The sequence below is a fragment of the Myxococcus sp. CA023 genome (assembly GCF_010998615.1).
Taxonomy (GTDB): Bacteria; Myxococcota; Myxococcia; order Myxococcales; family Myxococcaceae; genus Myxococcus.
Genome location: NZ_JAAEAH010000003.1, coordinates 113,625 through 133,524 on the forward strand (window position 1 = coordinate 113,625; position 19,900 = coordinate 133,524).

General features: G+C 70.3%; 3 protein-coding genes. All 3 read right to left on the minus strand.

Translation table 11 applies throughout. From position 1 onward, the window contains the following. Positions 1 to 31 precede the first annotated feature (31 nt). From F8M74_RS01695 to F8M74_RS01705, 3 genes are read right to left on the minus strand one after another with little or no spacing between them, the layout of a single operon-like run. Positions 32 to 667: a cephalosporin hydroxylase family protein gene (locus tag F8M74_RS01695; protein WP_141252780.1), complete on the minus strand. Its 636-nt coding sequence runs from the start codon at positions 665 to 667 to the stop codon at positions 32 to 34. Continuing rightward, a complete protein-coding gene (locus F8M74_RS01700) occupies positions 664 to 8,172 on the minus strand; it encodes a non-ribosomal peptide synthetase/type I polyketide synthase (protein ID WP_141252779.1) in 7,509 nt (2,502 codons plus the stop codon). Before F8M74_RS01700 ends, F8M74_RS01695 begins: the two co-directional genes overlap by 4 nt. After that, complete coding sequence (locus tag F8M74_RS01705) at positions 8,165 to 19,837, minus strand: non-ribosomal peptide synthetase (RefSeq protein WP_240462274.1); 11,673 nt, start codon at positions 19,835 to 19,837, stop codon at positions 8,165 to 8,167. Before F8M74_RS01705 ends, F8M74_RS01700 begins: the two co-directional genes overlap by 8 nt. Positions 19,838 to 19,900: the final 63 nt, after the last annotated feature.

Here is a 19,900-nt window from a genome sequence, read left to right on the forward strand (position 1 = left end):
AAGCTCGCCCAGGCGCCGCACGGGGTGAGACCTAGCGGATTCGTTTCAAGAAACCGCCGGGGTTGCTGGTGAAGAGGAGTTTCTCCCGGCTGCTGTCCCGCTCGAAATCGGGCGCTGTCGGGAGGAACGCCTCGACGGCCTCCATGGGCCCGCGCTCCACCTGGAACGTGTGCAGAGGGTGGCCGATGTTCGTGTCCTCCACGATGAGGTACTGCCCTGGCGACACCAGCGGGCTGTATAGGCGCAGCTCCTGGAGCACGTGCTCGGCGCTGTGGTCCGAGTCGAGCACCACCATCGTTCGGGTTCCGGGAGCGATGCGGCCGCGGACACGCTCGAGGATTTCCGGCGCGACCGAGGACCCCTGCATGTATTCGATGCGGTGGTGCCGGGGCACGGTCTCCCGTTGCTCGAGGTCGATGCTGATGACCTGACCGTGGCCCAGGAGGTCACACAGGTGCGCGAAATAGAGCGCGGAGCCCCCGAACATCGTTCCCGTTTCGATGATGAGGTCCGGGCGCGTCTCATGGAGGATCTCCTGGTAGATCCACAGGTCATGCGGCACCTTCCGGATGGGGACTCCCATCCACCGCTCGCCTCCGCCGTGGTACTCCCGCGTGACAAGCGCTCCGAAATACAACGCATGGAAGTCGTCGATGATCTGCTTCATGGCGTCGTGTTCCTTTCACTGCGCGATTCGGCGAGGTGTCGCACTCCTGCCAGGTAGGTGGCGGCGAGCCGTTCCACGGTGGACGGCTCGTGCAATTCGTTGCTGTACCGCCATTCGAACTGCAGCAGGCCGTCCACCACGGCGGCGATGAGCTGAAACACATGGCTCCGCCGGGCGGATGGGTCCCGGTCGGTGCCGGTCGACTCACGGGCGAGCCGGAACGCAGGGTTCTCCGTCAGCATTCGTTGGCTCATGTAATCGAAGCTCACCTCGGCGCCTGGCAGTGCACCCAGCCTCCGCGCCAGCCCCTCCGTGCCGTTCATGTAGCGCAGCAATCCGTGGCCCAGGCCCTGGCCGGGCAGTTGGCGCAGTGAGCTGGCCACCCACTCGAGCGCCTGGGACAGTCCGCTGGCGCCGACGACATCCAGCCGGACAGGGACGTCCGCCGCCATGCAGCCCGCGGTGCGCGTGGGTTCGAGCCCCTCCAGCTCCGCGCGTCCGTGCCGCCCCAGGTCGACGCGCAGGGCGGCGCCCCCCATCCATTGAGAGAGCGTGTGCGCCAGCGGTGTCAGCAAGACGGCTTCCAGACCGCTTCGCGTCGCGGAGGCGTGCTGAAGCAGCCGCTGGGTCTCATCCTCGCGCAAGCTCATGCGCACGGAGCGCATCGAACCCTCTGAGTTGGTGCCTGGATGGTCGTGCGGGAGCCGCCCGCACGCGCCTACGAGCTGACTCAGCCATGCCGTTGCCTCCTGCTCCAACCGGGGCGTGTGGGCGAGCGCGTGCAGGTGTTCGGCCCACGCCCTGAACGAGACCGGGGCTGGAGGCCGCTGGATCGACTGCCCCTCAAGGATTTGACGGTAGGCCTCCTGAAGCTCGTCGGTGAGCAGGGCCCAGGTCACGCCATCGGCGATGAGGAAATGGAAGATGAACAGCAGCCTTCCAGGTCGGTGGGCACCGAGGTCGAAGGCCGCCACGCGGAACAGCGGGCCGTCTGTCAGCGTCAGGCTTCGTTGGAGGGCCTGCGCGGCGGATTCGATGGCCGGAGGTAGCGCGGTGTCGGGGACGGAGGACAGGTCCACGCGCGAGAAGGGGGGCGTCGCGGCGCTTCCCGCGTCGAACTGCTTCCAGCCGCTTTCGTGCCGCACGAAGCGGAGCCGGAGCGCATCGTGACGCGCGAGCAGCAAGCGAAGCGCCTCCTGGAACGCCTCTGTCTGGAGTGGCTCGTGCACCTCGAGGAGCAGCGAGCGGTTCCAATGGTGCGGCGCGGGCACGTCCGACTCCAGGAAGCGCCGCTGGGAAGGTGTCAACGGGATGGGCCCTCCCACTGCAGTGGGTGCCGGTGGTTCGGGTTGGTCGCCGATGATCTCGGAGAGCTGGGCGATGGTTTGATGGAGGAGGAGCTGGCGCGCGGTGAGCCGCAATCCCGCATCGTTCGCTCGCGCGACGACCCGGATGGCCAGGAGGGAGTCACCGCCGAGTTCGAAGAAGTTGTCGTGGATCCCAACCTCGCGCCGCTTGAGCACCTCCGTCCAGACCCGGACCAGCGTCTCCTCGGTGGCGTTGCGAGGCGGGGGACGCGGTGCGTGGAGCGCCTCGGAGGCCTGCCAGCCGGACACCGCGCGGCGATCCACCTTGCCGCTGGGAAGACGTGGCAAGGACTCCCGCATCACGATGCGCGCGGGAATCTGGCTGGAGGGCAGCGTCGCCCCGAGGCGCAGGCGCAACGTCGCCTCTGCCAATCCCTGGACGGCGGGGACCACGTGCGCTTCCAGGTGGCCGTCGCCCGCGGGTGCTTGCCGATGCAGCACCACCGCTTCTCGGACCTCCGCGAGCTGTTCGAGCGCGCACTCCACTTCGCCCAGCTCGATTCGAAAGCCCCGGACCTTCACCTGGTGGTCCCTGCGGCCGAGGAACTCCACATCACCATCAGGCAACAGCCGCGCGAGGTCTCCGGTCCGGTACATCCGTGCGCCTTCCCTTCCACTGAAGGGGTCGGGCACGAACGCCGCCGCCGTGAGCGCGGGCTGGGCCAGATATCCACGCGCGAGGCCCGCGCCGCCGATGAACAGTTCTCCCGGCGCGCCCGCGGGAACGGGGTGCCCGGATGCGTCGAGGATGTACAGACAACCTCCCGCCAGCGGCCGGCCAATGGGGACCCGGCTGGCCTCCACACGCGCCGTGGGTTCGCACACCGTGGCGGTGATGGTGGCTTCGGTGGGGCCGTACGCGTTGAGCCAGCGGATGTGGGAGGGAACACGCTCGCGCCAGCGCGCCAGCCGCTCGGGAGACGGTGCCTGGCTTCCCGTCACCAGCAGGCGCACCGAAGGCGGAATCGCGACCGGAAGCCGGGGCAGCTCCTCCACCCATTCATGCCAGTACGGCGCTGGGATGTTCACCACGGTGACCGTGGCCTGCTCGAGCAGCGCCAGGAACTCGGCCACGGGTGGGGCTGCTCCGGGAGGGGAGAGCACCACCGTCGCGCCTGATGCCAGCGTGGGGAAGAGTTCCTCCGCGGCGACGTCGACACTGAGCGTGGCGAAGTGCAACACCCGGTCCTCGGGACCCAGGCCGTATCGCTGCTGCACGGCCAGCAGATGGTTCATCAGGGCGCCATGGGGCACGACGACGCCCTTGGGGCGGCCGGTGGAGCCCGAGGTGTGAAGCACGTAAGCCGCGTTCTCCGGGCACATGTCGACGTCCAGGGGGACCGCCGGTTCGAGCGCGGCCTGGGCTCGCAGGACGTCGAGCTGGATGACGCGGGCCGGTGTACCGGATACGCCTGCCGCGAGCCCGGTTTGGACGAGCACCACCGGCGCCTCGACGCTTTCGATGAGCGACAGCAGCCGCTCGCGGGGCGCGGTGGAGTCCAGGGGAACGTAGGCCGCTCCGGCCTTGAGCACGCCGAGCATGGCGACAATCGCGTCGACGGAGCGCTCCGCACACAGGGCGACTCGCGTCTCGGGGCCCACACCCGCCGTGCGCAGCACCCGCGCCACCTGGGTCGCCCGGCGGTCGAGCTCTCCGTAGCCGAGCACCTCCCCCGGTGCCATCAACGCGAGGCGCTCCGGGTGGATCCGTGACTGCCGTGCGATGAACTGATGCACGCCAGGAAAGGGAGCGGCGGGCGCGGGGGACGTGGTGGCCGCCGCGAGCAACGCCTGCCACTGCCTGCCTTGGGGCCGCGTCAACGCGGTGAACTCGCGTTCCGGTGTGGCCGTCAGGCGCTCCAGCGCCTGTTCCAGGGCGTGGGCGAGCCGCGCCACCGTGGTTGGCTCGAAGAGTTCCGCGTTGTACTCCAGCGCGCCCGAGTAGCCCTCGTGCGTGGGCCTCAGCCAGAGCGTCAGGTCGAACTGAGTGGTCCGGGTGCCTCGCTCGATGGGTTCCAATCCCAGATTGTCGACGGTGTGCGCGCCGCCCGTCTCCTCTTGGAGCGAGAACATCACCTGGAAGAGCGGGGTGCGGCTCGCGTCGCGCTCGGGGTTGATCGCCTCCACGAGCTTCTCGAAAGGGAGGTCCGCATGCGCATACGCGCCCAGCGCCGCCTCGCGGACTCTCGCGAGCAGCTCCTGTCCGGTGGGGGTTCCCGTGAGGTCGGTTCGAATCACCACGGTGTTGACCAGGAGGCCCACCAGGCCCTCCAGCTTCGCGTGGGTCCGCCCCGCGATGGGCGTGCCAATCGCGAACTCCCGTTGTCCACTGAAGCAGCCGAGCACCGCGCTGAAGGCCGTCAGCAACACCATGTAGGGTGTGGCCCCGTGGCGCCGCGCCATGGATTCCACCGCTTCTGACACGGGACGCGGCAGCGCCACCGCATGGGTCCCCGCGCGGAAGTTCGGTACGGCGGGGCGAGGCCGATCCGTGGGCAGCTCCAGCAAGGGAAGGCCAGCCAGCCGCTGCTTCCAGTAGGTGAGCAGCGTTTCCAGCACCGGCCCCTGGAGCAGGTCCCGCTGCCAGTGCGCGTAGTCGGCGTACTGGATGGGCAGCTCCGGCAGGTCCGCGTCGTGGCCGCGCCGCAGCGCCGTGTAGAGGGCGGCAAGCTCCCGGGTGAGCACCCGCAGGGAGCCGCCGTCCGCGATGATGTGGTGTAGCGTCACCGAGAGCACGTGCTCATCGGGCGCCAGCCGCGCGAGGGCAACGCGCATCAGCGGGCCCCGGGCGAGGTCGAACGGCTGCTCCGCTTCCTCGGACAACAATTGCTCCAGCGCCGCTTCACGGTCGCTCACGGGGAGTGTGTCGAGCGCGAGCGTGCGCACCGTCACCGGGGCGCTCGTGAGGACCTCCTGAAAGGGGCGTCCCTCGGTGGCGGGGAATCGTGTCCGGAGCGCCTCATGGCGCCGTACCAGCTGCTGGAAGCTCTCCTGGAGGGCCGGGACATCGAGGGGGCCACGCAGGCGCAGGGCCTGTGGCAGGTGGTAGGCGCTGGTTCCCGGCGTGAGCTGCTCCAGGGTCCAGAGCCGCTGCTGCGCGAACGACAGGTCCCGCATTCCCTCCCGAGGCATGCGCCGCGGGATGTCCTCGCGGTTCGTCGTGGGCTCCAGCGCTTCGATGCGGGCCGCGATGTCGGCCACCGTGGGTGACTCGAACAGCTTCCCCACCGGGAGCGTGACGCCGAACTCCTCCTGGAGCCTCGAGACGATGCGCGTCGCGAGCAGGGAGTGGCCTCCCAGTTCGAAAAAGCTGTCGTGCCGCCCGATGGGCGAGAAGCCCAGGCTCTCCTCCCATATCCCCGCGACCCGGCGTTCGATCACGGTGCCCGGTGCCACGAAGGGCGTGGCGATGCCCGGGCGCTCGTGTCTCGCCAGGGGCGCAACGGAGGCCGCTTCGGCGGTGGTGGCTTGCCGCGCAGCGGCCTGGACGCCCAGCAGGTAATGCTGACGCTCGAAGGGATAGGCGGGCAGGGGCACGCGGTGGCGGCGGCCTCCGGCGTGAAAGCCGTCCCAGTTCACCTCCACGCCCGCGACCCAGAGTCGTCCCAAGGCCTGCTGGACGAACGTCGTGTCGGAGCCTTCCTCCTTGGGGGGCCGCAATGAGCAGACCGCGACGCTTCCGGCCGGGCGGTCCGGGTGGCGGAGCGCGAGGGTGGTCAGGGTTCGTCCAGGGCCGGTCTCGAGCAGATGCGGAGCGTGCCTTTCGAACAGACACTTCAGGCCGTCGCTGAAGCGCACCGGCTCGCGCAGATGGCGCACCCAGTAGCCGGGGTCGGTGGCCTCGGCGGCGGAAATCCAACGGCCGGTGAGGTTGGAGACGAAGGGCGTTCTCGGGGCACGGAGCGGGACGTCCGCGAGCCGGGCGGCGAACGGCGCGAGCGCGGGCTCCATCATCGCGGAGTGGAACGCGTGGGAGGTATGCAGCCACGTGCAGGTGTGCCCGCGGTCCTCGAGGGTCTGCTCCAGCCGTTGGACCTCTTCGCGAGGACCGGCCGCCACGCACAGCGAGGGCCCGTTGATGGCCGCCAACGACAGCCGCCCGCCCAGCAGCGGCTGCAAGGTGTCGGCGGGGAGCGGAACGCTGAGCATCGAGCCTGGAGGCAGCTGCTGGACGAGCCGGCCCCGGTCTGCGACGACGGCCAGCGCGTCCTCGAGGGAGAACACGCCCGCGAGGCAGGCGGCGACGTACTCACCGACGCTGTGCCCCAGCATCATCGCGGGGCGGATACCCCAGGACTCCCAAAGCTGGGCCAAGGCGAACTCGACCGCGAAGAGGGCGGGCTGGGTGAACGCGGTTCGCCGTAGCAAGGCTTCGGCCTCTTCCCGCCGCGCCTCGGACGGGTGGAGGAGTTGCCGCACATCGAGGTCCAGATGGGGAAGGAGCAGCCGGGCGCAGCGGTCCAGGGCCTGGCGGAACACGGGCTCCTGCTCGTGGAGTTCGCGCCCCATGTTTACGTACTGAGCGCCCTGGCCAGGGAAAAGGAAGGCCACGGTCTGCTCGCCGTCAGCGGCGCTGCCGGAAGACACCTCGCGCGGCCGATGTCCGCGCAGCGCGGCGAGCGCGTCGTCCCGGCCGCGGCACGTCAGGACTCGGCGGTGCGTGAAGGCGCGCCGTCCGACCTGGAGGGTGAAGGCCGCATCGGCCAGTGGAAGTTCGGGGTGGGCCTCCAGGTGCCGGGCCAGCCGGTCCGACATCGCGTCGAGCGCCGAAGGTGTGCGCGCCGCCAGTACGAGGAGCTGGGTGTCTCGCGAGGGGCCGCTCGGCTCGACCGGGGGCGCTTCCTCCAGCACCACGTGCGCGTTGGTGCCGCCGATGCCGAACGAGCTGACCCCCGCGCGGCGTGGCGTCTCCCGCGCCGGCCACGCGGTCAACCGGGTGGTCACATGGAACGGCGAACGCGAGAAGTCGAGCTGGGGATTGGGGTGCTCGAAGTCCAGGCTGGGCGGCAGTTGCTTGTGCTCGAGCGCGAGCGTGGTCTTGATGAGCCCCGCCACGCCCGCCGCGGCGTCGAGGTGGCCGATGCTGGCCTTCACGGACCCGAGCGCGCAGGCGCCGGAGAGCGCGTCTTCACCGAAGGCCTGGACCAGCGCCGTGAACTCGATGGGGTCTCCCATCGCAGTGCCCGTGCCGTGCGCCTCCACGTAGTCGATGGTGCGGGCCTCCACCCCCGCCATCCGGTGGGCCATGGCGATGACCTCCGCTTGTCCCTGGATGCTAGGGGCGGTGTATCCCACCTTCTGGCGGCCGTCGTTGTTGATGGCGGTGCCGCGGATGACCGCGCGGATGTGCGCGCCTTCGGCCAGCGCATCCTCCAGCCGCATGAGCACCACCAGCCCCACGCCGCTGCCTTCCACCGTCCCCTGCGCCCGGGCATCGAAGGCCCGGCAATGCCCGTCGGGCGAGAAGATGCCTCCCTCTTGATACAGGTAGCCGCCCACCTCCCGGGCCCGCGCGGACACGCCTCCCGCCAGCGCCATGTCGCATTGGCCCGCGAGCAGGTGCAGGCACGCGAGGTGCGTGGCGACCAGCGACGTGGAGCAGGCGGTCTGAACGCTCACGCTGGGGCCGCGCAGGTCCAGTTTGTAGGAGAGACGCGTCGACAGGAAGTCGCTCAGATTGCCAATGGCCAATTGGAGCAGGCCCTCGGGCAGGGCCGCGCCACCGCGCAGGGCGTCCAGCAGGTACGTGCTCATGCTGGCGCCCGCGAAGACGCCAATCCTCCCCGGGTAGCGCCGCGAGTCGTAACCCGCGTCCTCCAGCGCTTCCCAGGCACTCTCCAGGAACAGACGGTGCTGCGGGTCCGTGAGCTCCGCCTCGCGGGCGTTGAAGTCGAAGAACGCCGCGTCGAACATCGCGGTGTCCTCCAGCGCGCCGCGCGCCTTCACGTACCGGGGGTGATGCACGTGCTCGGCCAGCAGGTGGGCCGCGAGCAGCTCCGCGTCGGTGAACGTGGAGATGCCGCGCACGCCCGCTCGCAGGTTCTCCCAGAAGGCCTCGATGTCGCGGGCCTTGGGGAAGCGGCCCGCGAGCCCGACGATGGCGATGCCGTCGGGGACGGACTCCCGCGTGTCACTCATCGCCTTTGACCCTCTTCGCCAGGCGCTTGAGCCGGCCCAGGCCTTCCTTCTGCCGCTGGGTTTGCGCCTCCAGGGCCAGGGCCGGGGCCTCGGGCATCGCCGACAGGTGCCGCGCCAGGGCGCCCACGGTCGGGTGGGTGAAGATGTCGAGCAGCGTCACCGTGCGCTGGAGCTTCTCCGTCAGCCGCGCCTGGATGCGCGCGGCGAGCAGGGAGTTGCCCCCCAGGTCGAAGAAATTCTCGTCGCGGCCCACCACGTCGAGGCGCAAATCCTGGCGCCAGACCTCGGCGATGTCGATTTCGAGCTGCCCCGTGGGTGCGATGTACGCGGGGCGCTGCTCGGCCAGGGATGACGAAGGCTGCGGAAGCGCCTGCCGGTCCACCTTGCCGCTGGCGTTGAGGGGGAGGGCCTCCAGGGGCACGAAGGCCGAGGGCACCATGTACTCCGGCAGCCGTTCCCGGAGAAACGCGCGGACGTGTGCCACCAGCGCCTGGAGGTTCTCGAGTGGGGTGTCCCGCTGGGACGGAACGAGGTACGCGACCAGTCTCGCGGCGTCGTCATCCTGGGCTCTCGCCACGACCGCGGCCTCTCGGAGGGCGGGGTGCTCCCGGAGCACGGCTTCGACCTCGCCCAGCTCGATGCGGTAGCCGCGAATCTTCACCTGCTGATCGAGGCGGCCGAGGAACTCGAGGACGCCGCCCGGCTGATACCGGCATGCGTCGCCCGTCCGGTAGAGCCTGGCGCCCGGGCGGGACGAGAACGGATTCGGAATGAAGCGTTCCGCCGTGAGCTCCGGCCGGTGGAGGTAGCCGCGCGAGACGCCCTCTCCGCCAATGAGCAGCTCGCCCGCGGCGCCCATGGGCACGGGCGTGCCGTGCGCGTCCACGATGTACACCTCGGTGTTGCTCACGGGCCGGCCGATGGGGACGGTGGGGCCGCTCGCCTCCACCGCGTGGGTGGTGGACCAGATGGTCGTCTCGGTGGGGCCATAGATGTTCAACAGCCGCCCGGTGAGCCGGGTGCGCAACTCCGCCGCCAGCGCGGGCGTCAGGGCTTCACCGCCGAGCACCAGTACCCGGAGCCGTGCCAACGCGCGGGCCATCCCAGGGGATTGGAGCAGGAGTGAGGCGCGCGACGGTGTGCACTGGAGGTGGGTGATGGCGTGGTGCTCGATCTGCTCGGCCACCGAACGGCGGGCGTGACGTTCCTCGGGGTGAATCACCAGGTGGAAGCCGCGCGTCAGGGTCCACACCAGCTCGACTCCGGAGATGTCGAAGGTGTAGGGCGTGACGGCAAGCCAGGTGCCCGCGGGCCGCGCCTCAATCCGTTCGTCGAGCGTGACGAAGTGATTCACCAGGTTGCCGTGGTCCACCATGACGCCCTTGGGCCGGCCCGTGGAGCCAGAGGTGTAGAGGACGTAGGCGAGGTTTCGCGGCGCCACGCCTCGCGTCAGCGGAGGGAGCGGGTGCTCGGGGGCGTCCTCGACGAGGAGCGTTGGGACCGCGCGAACCGGCAGGTTCGGCGCCAGCTCACGCCGGGTCACCACGGCCGCCGGGTGGGCTTCCTGCAACACGGCTTCCAACCGCGCCTTGGGGTGGGCGGGATCGAGCGGCACGTAGGCGCCGCCCGCCTTCAGGACGCCCAGCATCGCCACCACCATCTCCAGCGAGCGGTCCAACACGATGGCGACACGCGCGTCGGGCCCCACGCCCACGGACTGGAGACGCCGGGCCAGCAGGGTGGCCTGTTCGTCCAACTGGCGGTAGGTGAGGGAGCGCTCCTCGAAGGTGACGGCCGGTGCGTCGGGCGTGTGCGAGGCCTGGGTCTCCACGAGGTGGTGGACGCAGGTGTCTTCGGGCAGGGGATCCCGGGTGGCGTTCCAATCCACCAGCACGCGCTCGCGCTCGGCGGGGGAGAGCAGGCAGACGCGCTCGTGGCGCTCCTGGGGCTGGGCCGCCATGGCGTCCAGTACGCGCGCGTAGCACTCCGCCAGCCAGGGTACGCGGCCAGCGTCCAGCCTCCGTGGGTCATGGTGCAATGAGAGCTGGAGCTCGGAAGTCACCGGATCGACGCCGAACATGGCGGCCAGCGGCAGGTCCAGGCGCTCAATGGAGCGGACCGGGCTGACGAGCCGCACGCCCTCGATGCCCAGCAGGCCCTGGTACACATGGAAGTGCACGAAGTTGAAGAGGACCTCGAACGGCGGTTGTCCGCTGCGCGGGTGTTGCAGCCGGCTCAGGGGGTAGCGCCGGTGGGGCAGCAGGCGCCGCTCGGTGGCGAACGTCTCGCGGACCAGGTCGACCCAGGTGCCGCCGCCCAAGCGCTGCCGGAAGGCGACGCTGTTGAGGAAGAGGCCCAGGGTTCGCTCGCCGTCGCGCACCTCGGGGCGCCCGTTGCTGACCAGGCCCGTCACCACGTCGGTGGTGCCACAGACGGCGCCGAGGACGCGGAGGTGGGCCGCCAGCAGCACGCTCTTGAGGGGGACGGCGGCCAGACGCGCGAGCCGCTGGAGCCCGGCGTGCGTCGACGCGGCCAGGGGCACGGGATGTTGGGAGAGCCCCCGTGCTGGCGCGTCGGGCGGGGGCGGCAAGGTTCGGGTGACGGACGTCACCTCCATTCCGTCCAACTGCTGCGCCCAGAACTGTTGGACCGCTGGGGACTGGAGTGTCTCTCGCTCCATCGCGATGAACTCGCGGAAGGGGAGCGCCGGTGCTGTCCGCTCCGGACACCTGTCACCGCGCAGGGTGACGAAGTCCGCGAGCAGCTCGGTGAAGAAGGTGGCCACGCTCCAGCCGTCCAGGATGGCGTGGTGGAAGGTGGCGCTGAGCTGCACGGTGGTGGACGTGCGCAGGTGGAGTGTGACTCGCATCAACGGCGCGCGGCTCCAGTCGAAGGGCCGCGCGCGGTCTTCCTCAAGCCACGCTTCGAGGTGCGCATCCTGCTCCTCGGTGGAGAGGTGCCGCAGGTCGTGAACCGCCAGCACGGGCTCCACCTGGCGGTGGACGAACTGGAGTGGCTCCGAGTAGCGCGTCAGCTCGAACGAGGTCCTGAGCGCGGTGTGCCGCGCGAACACTTGCTGGAGGGCCGCCTGGAAGACGGGCACGTCCAGGTCCAGCTCCAGGTGGAAGCTGAAGGCGTCGTGGTAGAGCGCCGCGGCCGTGTCGAGCTGGCTCTGGAAGAGCATTCCGCCCTGGAGCGCGGCCAGGGGATACGCGTCTTCGATGTGCGCGGGGAGCCGTTCGCGGTCCACGAGGCGGACGAGGTCGAATGGCGCGGTGGGCGCGGTGGGCCCCTCGGTGGTGTTCCCCGCGCGCAGGGCCTCCGCCACGGCCTGGAGCGTCCGGTTCTCCAGGAGCATCGCCACGGACAGCTTTAGGCCGCGCTCCGCGGCCCGGGCCACGAACTGGATGGCGCGGATGGAATCCCCGCCCGCGTCGAAGAAGCTGTCGTGGAGGCTTGGCGTGTCGACGCCCAGGACCTCGGACCACACGCCCGCCAGCACCTCCTCGTCGGCGGTGCGGGGGGCGACGTAGCGCTCGGAGGCCGCACGCTCCGGGCCCGTGGGCGCGGGGAGCGCGCGTCGGTCCACCTTGCCGTTCGCCGTCAGGGGAAAGGCCGCGAGCGTCACGAAGGCGGAGGGCACCATGAAGACGGGCAGCCGCGCCTGGAGGTAGCGCCGCAGGTCCTCCGCTGGCGGGAGTTCCCGGGACGGCCTGGCGACGAGGTAGGCGACGAGTTGCTTCTCTCCGGGGCCGTCCTCCCGGGCCATGACCCGCGCTTCGTGCACGGTGGGATGGAGCGCGAGGGCCGCCTCGATTTCCCCTGGCTCAATCCGGAAGCCGCGGAGCTTGACCTGTTCATCCACGCGCCCGAGGAATTCGACCCGCCCATCCGGCAGGACGTGGCACCGGTCCCCCGTGCGGTACAGGCGTGCGCCCGGCACGGGGCTGAACGGGTCTGGGATGAAACGCTGCGCCGTCAGCGCGGGGTCGTTGAGGTAGCCGAGCGCGAGACCGTCACCGCCCGCGCACAGCTCGCCAGGCGCGCCCACGGGAACCGGCTCCAGTGCCGCGTTGAGCACATGAATGCGCGTGTTGGAGATGGGGCGGCCAATGGGCACGGCGTTCACGAGCGGCTCGTCCGGCGACACGGTGTGGCAGCAGGTGAAGGTGGTGTTTTCAGTGGGGCCGTAGCCGTTGATGACCCGGCAGCCCGGGTACCGCTCCACCACGCGTCGCACGTGCGCGGGGGAGAGCACGTCGCCTCCCGCGAGGAGCTGTCGCACGGACGCCAGGGACTCGAGCGCGTGGTCCACCACCTGATGGAACAGGCCCGCGGTGAGCCACACGGTGGTCACTCCTTGGCGGGCGATGAAGCTTCCCAACTCTTCGAGCGACGGCGTGGTGGGGGGATGGATGGCGAGGCGGGCGCCGTTGAGCAGGGCCCCCCAGACCTCGAAGGTGGACGCATCGAAGGCGAGCGGCGCGAACTGGAGCAGCGTCTCGTCCGGCCCCAGGTGGACGTAGTGGGTGTTCCGGACCAGGCGGACGACGGCTCGCTGTGGGACGGCCACGCCCTTGGGCTTGCCGGTGGAGCCGGACGTGTAGAGCACATAGGCCTCGTGCTCCGCGTTGCAGACGGGGGTGGGATTCGCCGTGGGGCGGGCCGCCAGCGCCGCTGCGTCCTCGTCCAGGCTCACCACGGGAATCCACTGGACGGGCAGCTCGTCCGCCAGACCCGAACGGGTGACGAGCGCCGCCATGCGCGCATCCTGGACGAGGAAACCCAGTCGCTCGGGGGGGAACGTCGGGTCCAGCGGCAGGTAGGCGCCGCCGGCCTTGAGGATGCCGAGCAGGGCCACCACCATGTCCAACGAGCGTTCGAGGCACAGCCCTACCCGGGCTCCTGCGCTCACGCCGAGCGCCCGCAGGTGGTGCGCGACCTGGTTGGCCCGCTGGTTCAGCGCGCCATAGGTGAGCTGGTGGTGCTCGCACGTCAACGCCACCGCGTCCGGAGTCGCCGCGGCGTGGGCTTCGAACAACGCCTGAATCGTGGCGTCGCGGGGGTATCCGGTGGCCGTGTCGTTCCAGCGGGCGAGGAGTTCCTGCTCCGCCGGCAGCAGGAGCGGGAGCGTGGCGATGGGGCGGGCCAATGAGGACGGCACGCTCCGCGCGGCGAGCAGGAAATGCTCCCACAGCCGAACGATGGTCGCGTCGTCGAAGAGGTCGGTGTTGTACTCGGCCCGGGCCCACAGGCCTTCGGGGCCCGGGCTGAAGTCGAGCAGCAGGTCCCAGCGGGCCGTCTCGCCACCCTCCACGTCCATCACGTGGGTGTGGAGGCTCTGCAGCGTGAGCAGCGGCGGCGGCGCGTTCTGGAGGACCAGCTTCACCTGGAACAGGGGCGCGTACCCCGCGTCCCGTTCGGACTTGAGGGCACGGACCAGCCGTTCGAAGGGCACGTCCTGATGCTCGTACGCATCGAGCGTCACCTGGCGCAGGCGCGCGAGCAGCTCACGGACGGTGGGGTTCGCGGACAGGTCCGCGCGCAAGACCAACTGGTTGGTGAAGAAGCCAATCAGCCCTTCGACCTCCGGCGGGTTGCGGTGGGCCACGTCCGTTCCCACCACGATGTCGTCCTGTCCCGAATAGCGATGGAGGACGAGGTTGTAGACGCCGAGCAGGACCATGAAGAGGGTGACGCCCTCCGCTCGGCCGAGCGCCTCGAGCTGCTCCACCAGCGGTTGGGGAAGCAGGAAGCGGCGGCTGCGCCCCTGGTGACGCTGTACCGTAGGCCGGGGCCGGTCCGTGCGGAGCTGGAGTCGGGGGAGCGCATCCAACCGCTGCTCCCAGTATCGCAGCTGGCGCTCGAGCTCGCCGCTCTCCAGCCAGCGGCGTTGCCAGAGCGCGTAGTCGCTGTACTGCACCGGGAGCTCCGGCAGGCCGGATGGCTCGCCACGGGTAAAGGCGCCGTAGAGCTGGCTTACCTCGCGCGCGAACACGCCCATGGACCAGCCGTCCGAGGCGCTGTGGTGCAGGGTCAGCAGGAGGATGTGGTGCGTGTCCTCCAACTGGAGCAGCCGCGCGCGGAGGAGCGGGCCCTGGTCGAGGTCGAAGGGAAGCGCGGCCTCTTCACGGGCCAGTGCTTCGGCCCTGGGTTCCCGCTGTTCTTCTGGCATGGCCCGCAGGTCCACGCGGGGCATCGTCAGGGGCTCCGCCGGCAGCACCACCTGCACGGGCTCGGCGCCGGCTTCGACACGTGGCACGGTGCGCAGGGCTTCGTGCCGCCGCACGACGTCGCCCAGGGCGCGCTCCAGCGCCGGCACATCGAGCGTGCCCTTCAGCCGCACCGCGCTGGGCATGTTGTAGATGGCGGTGGGGCCCGTCATCTGGGCGAACAGCCACAGCCGCTCCTGGGCGAAGGACAGGGGCGCGGGGCCCGGCTCGGAGCGACGGTGCAGGGGGGGCGGCTTGGGGCCTCCACTCCGGCAGGACTGGAGCCGCTCCGCCAAAGCGGCCACGGTGGGGGCCGCGAAGAAGGTGTGAAGCGGCACTTCCACGCCCAGGATGGCGCGAAGCCGGGCGACGACCCGGGTGGCCAGCAGTGAGTGGCCTCCCAGTTGGAAGAAGTCATCGTTCGCGCCAATGCGCTCGCGCTTGAGGACGTCACTCCAGATGCGGGCCACCGTCAGCTCGGTGGGCGTGCGGGGGGCCATCCATTCCAGCCCGTTGTCCGAGGACTCCACCTGGACGGACGCGAGCGCGAGGCGATCCCGCTTGCCACTGGGGCCGAGCGGCAGTTCATCGAGGATGCCGATGCGGGACGGCACCATGAACCCAGGGAGCCTTTCGGCCAGGAAGTCCCGGAGCGTTGCTGGCGTGGGGGCGTGGCCCAGGTGCGAGATGAACGCCACCAATTGGACGTCGTCCCCCACTGCCGTGCGCGCCAGCACCACCGCCTGCTGGACCGCCGGGTGCTGCTCCAGCGTGGCTTCGATTTCGCCCAGCTCGATTCGATGGCCACGCACCTTCACCTGGTGGTCCAGCCGGCCCAGGTACTCGAGGCTGCCGTCCGGGAGCACGCGAGCGCGGTCACCCGTCCGGTACATGCGCATGCCTTCCTCGCGCGCGAAGCCATCCGGCACGAAGCGCTCCGCGGTCAAATCCGGGCGGCCCAGGTACCCACGGCCCACCTGCACGCCGCCGATGTAGAGCTCTCCTGGAACGCCCACGGGCAGGGGCGCGAGCCGCGTGTCGAGGACGTACAACGCGGTATTGGCCACGGGCTGGCCAATGGGCACGGTGCGGGAGGGAAGCGAGCGGTGGCAGTCCCATGCGGACACGTCCACCGCGGCCTCGGTGGGGCCGTACAGGTTGTAGAGCCGTGTCTCCGGCAGCCGCGCCACGAAGTGGTCGCGCAGCTCCGGCGAGAGCGCCTCACCGCTGCTGAACACGCGGCGCAGGCTCGCGCACTGCTCCACCGCGGGCTCCGCGAGGAAGGCCTGCATCATGGAGGGAACGAAGTGCGCCGTGGTGATGGCCTCGTCCTGGATGAGCTGCTTCAAATAGGCGGGGTCCTGGTGTCCTCCAGGCCGCGCCAGCACCAGCCGCGCTCCGGTCATCAGCGGCCAGAAGAACTCCCAGACGGAGACATCGAAGCTGAGCGGCGTCTTCTGCAGGACGCGGTCGTCCGCGCTCAAGCCGTACTCCGACTGCATCCAGAGCAGGCGATTGCGGACGCCCGCATGGGTGTTCATGGCCCCCTTGGGCCGCCCCGTGGACCCGGAGGTGTAGATGACGTAGGCGAGTGACTCGCTCCAGGATGCGGAGCGGCGCGGGGATTCCGCGTGCTGGAAGGGCGCGCGCTCGTCCGCGTCCACGAACACGCGCGTGACAGCGGCCTCCGTGAACACCTTCGCCAGCCGCTGCTGCGTGAGGAGCACCCGGACCGCCGCGTCGCGCAGCATGAAGTCCAGACGCTCCTGGGGATAGCTGGGGTCCAAGGGGACGTAGGCTCCGCCCGCCTTGAGCACGCCCAGCAAGGACACCACGAGTTCGAGTGAGCGCTCCAGGCACACGCCCACGCGGTGCTCCGGGCCGACGCCGAGCCCGCGCAGGTGGTGCGCGAGCTGGTTGGCGCGGCGGTCCAGCTCGCCGTAGGTGAGCGTCTCCGACTCGAAGCACAGCGCGACCGCCTCGGGTGTCCGGGCCGCCTGGGCTTCGAAGAGGCCGTGCAGCGTGAGTGGCGCCTCGTAGACGTGCGCCGTCGCGTTCCAGTCCAGGAACTGGGCGCGTTCCTCCTCCGTGAGCAGCGGCACCTGGTCGATGGGCAGGGTGGGCGCGGTGGTGACGGCTTCCAGCAAGACACGCAGGTGCCCGAGCATTCTGTCGATGGTGCCGGCCTTGAAGAGGGCGGTGTCGTACTCCATGGACGCGCAGAGCCCCTCGCGCGTCTCCGCAAGCGCGAGGCTGAGGTCGAACTGAGCGCTGCCCCGGTTCAGGGGCCAGGCCTCCAGGTCAAGCTCGCCCAGCGAGACCACGACTCCGGCTTCATCCAGCGCGAGCGCTTCCAGCCCGAGGTCCGCGCCCACGTGGGATTTCTGAAGCACCAGCATCGCCTGGAAGATGGGGGAGCGGGCTGGATCGCGTTTGGGCTGGAGTTGCTCCACCAGGGCGGGGAAAGGGATGTCCTGATGCTCGAGCGCACCGAGCACCGTGGCGCGCACCTGCTGGAGGAAGGTGTCGAAGCGCAGGCCCGGGGTGAATCGGGCTCGGAGGGGCAGGGGGTTGGTGAAATACCCGACCAGGCCCGAAAGCCGGGCGCGGGTGCGTCCCGAGGCGGGCGAACCGATGATGAGGTCGTCCTGGCCGGTGTAGCGGTGCAGCAGCGCCTGGAACGCGGCGACCAGCACCGTGTAGAGCGTGGTCTCGTGTTCGCGCGCCAGGTCGCGCAGCCGCCCGGTGAGCGCCGGCGTGAGCCGCAGCCCGCGTGAGGCTCCCTGGAAGCGCTGCTGGGGCGGCCGTGTCGCGTCCGTGGGCAGCTCCAGCACGGGCAGCTTCCCCGCGAGCTGCTGCTTCCAGAAAGCCCAGCCCGGCGCGCTGGAACTCGCCGCCAGCGCCTCGCGTTGCCAGCGTGCGTGGTCCATGGGCGTGAGTGGGAGCGGTGGCAACACGGCGGGGCGGCCGCGCAGCGCCGCCGCGTACAGCGCGCCCAGCTCGCCGGCCATGACCGCCAGGGACCAGAAGTCGGTCACCGCATGGTGCAGGGTCAGCAACAGGATGGGATTCGCATCCAAGCGGGTCCACAGGTGGACCCGGAACAGAGGGGCTTGGCCCAGATCGAAGGGGCGCTCCGCTTCGGCGGTGACGCGTTCCCGAAGCCACGCCTCATCGTGTCCGGACGCGTCCTCGACCCGCAGCGGCACTTCCACGGGAGACATCACTTCCTGCCGCGGTTGTCCCGCTTCGGAGGTGATGCGAATGCGCAGTGCGGGGTGCCGCTCCATCAATGCGTGCAGCGCCTGTCGCAGGGCGGCGACATCCAACGCGGAGCGGACGCGAACCGCGCGCGCCACATGGTAGGCGGCGCTGGTGGGCGCCAGCGCATGCAGGAACCACAGCGCCTGCTGACCGTATGAGAGCGGCAGTGGGCCCGTGAGCGGCGCGGGTCCGGGGTTGGGCTCGGACGCGGGCGTGGCCTCCGTTAGTCTGCGGGCGAGCGCATCGAGGCTCTCACCCTGGAGCAGGGCTGAGAGGGGGAGGACGATGCCCAGCTCACGCTCGAGCTCCGAGTGCAGCTCCAAACTCTGCAGTGAATCCAGACCGTAGCGGGTGAGTGGCGCTTGGGTGTCCAGCGACGCCGGGCTCACGCGGAGCAGGGCCGCGACCCGGGCCCGGAGCCACGCGGGCGTGCCGGGCGGGTGGAGGGCCTCGGCGACCTGTTCGGACGGCGCCTCCTGCGCGGCTGGGTTGCGCCACGCACCGATCAGCTCGAGCGTTCCGTCCAGGAAGCCCGCGCGGCAGGCGTGGCGCTGAATCTTGCCGCTGGACGTCTTGGGAAGCGCCCCCGCCTTGAGCAGGAGCACCGCGTGGACACCGAGCTGGTGGTGTTCGGCGATGGCCTGCTGGACGCTCGTGGCCACCTCGTCGGGCGAAGCCTCCTGGCGGGCGGAGACCTCGAACGCCACGGCCAGGCGCTCTTCTCCGTCCACATCCACGGAGAACGCGGCACTGCATCCGGGGCGGATCGCGGGGTGGCTCTGCTCGGTGGTCTGTTCGAGGTCCTGGGGATAGTGGTTCCGGCCACGGATGATGATGAGGTCCTTGGCCCGGCCCGTGACGAAGAGCTGGCCGTCACGGAGGAAGCCCAGGTCCCCGGTGCGCAGGAAGGGCCCTTCGCCTCGCGCCAGCCGGGCCTGGAACACCCGCTCCGTCTCCTCGGGGCGTCCCCAATAGCCCTGGGCCACGCTGGGCCCGGACATCCAAATCTCCCCCACCTCTCCGTCGGCCTGGAGCGTGCGCGCCTGGGGATCCACCACCACGAGCGACTGGGTGGGAAGCTGGGTGCCGCTGCTGACGAGCGTCACCGTGTCCTGCCCGGTGCCCTCGTCCCGGGGGGCGCCCTGGCCGTGCTGGAGTGCCCGCGCGTCGAAGTGGCCCGTCCGCACCGGCTCCGCCTTGACGCCGCCCGCGGCGATCAACGTGGCCTCGGCCAGCCCGTAACACGGATAGAAGAACTCGGGCCGGAAGCCCGCGGGTTCGAAGGCGCGGGCGAAGCGGGCCAGCGTCTCGGGCCGGATGGGTTCGGCGCCACAGAACGCCACCTGCCACGTGCGCAGGTCCAACTGCTCGCGCTCCTCCGGGCGGGTCTTCCGCACGCAGAGGTCGAAGGCGAAGTTGGGACCGCCCGCGCAGGTGCCGCGGTGCCGCTCGATGGCTTGGAGCCAACTCAGCGGCCGTTGCAGGAAGGTGATGGGGGACAGCAGCACGCCGTGAAAGCCGTTGTAGAGCGGCTGGAGGATGCCGCCGATGAGCCCCATGTCGTGATAGGGCGGCAGCCAGTTCACCGCTACGGACCCCTCGCGGAGCTCCATGCCCAGGCCAATCAGGTGCGAGTTGTGCACCAAGTTGCCGTGCGTGAGCATGACCCCCTTGGGCGTGCCGGTGGACCCGGAGGTGTACTGGAGGAAGGCCAGCGTCTGCCCCGTGACTTCGGGTTCTCGCCAGCCGTCCTCGCAGCCCGCCTCCAGGAGGTCGGTGGCCAGCCAGCGGCGGTCCCTCAGCTGCGACGCCTGCTCTTCCAGCGAGTCGACCAGCGAGAGAATCATCTCGGTGGTGAGCACGATGGACGCCCGGGCATCGGTGAGGATCGCCTGGAGCCGCGGCAGTGAGCGGTTGAGGCGGCTGATGTCGGGCGGGTAGGCCGGAACGGCGATGACGTTGGCGTAGAGGCAGCCCAGGAAGGCGGCCACGTAGTCCAGCCCCGGAGGGTAGAGGAGGATGGCCCGCTCGCCCGCCGCATCCATCCGCTGAAGGGAGGCCGCGATGGCGCGCGCGCGACGGTCCAACTCCCGGTACGTGATGCGCGTCTCGTCCGATGCGTCGTCGCCCACGAACGTATAGGCGATGGCGTCGGGCTGAGTGCTCGCGCGGTGACGCAGGCAATGCAAGAGGGTGGGACTCCAGGGGGCTTCTTCCCTCGCGCTCGCGAGCAGCATCGGCGGAGACCTCCG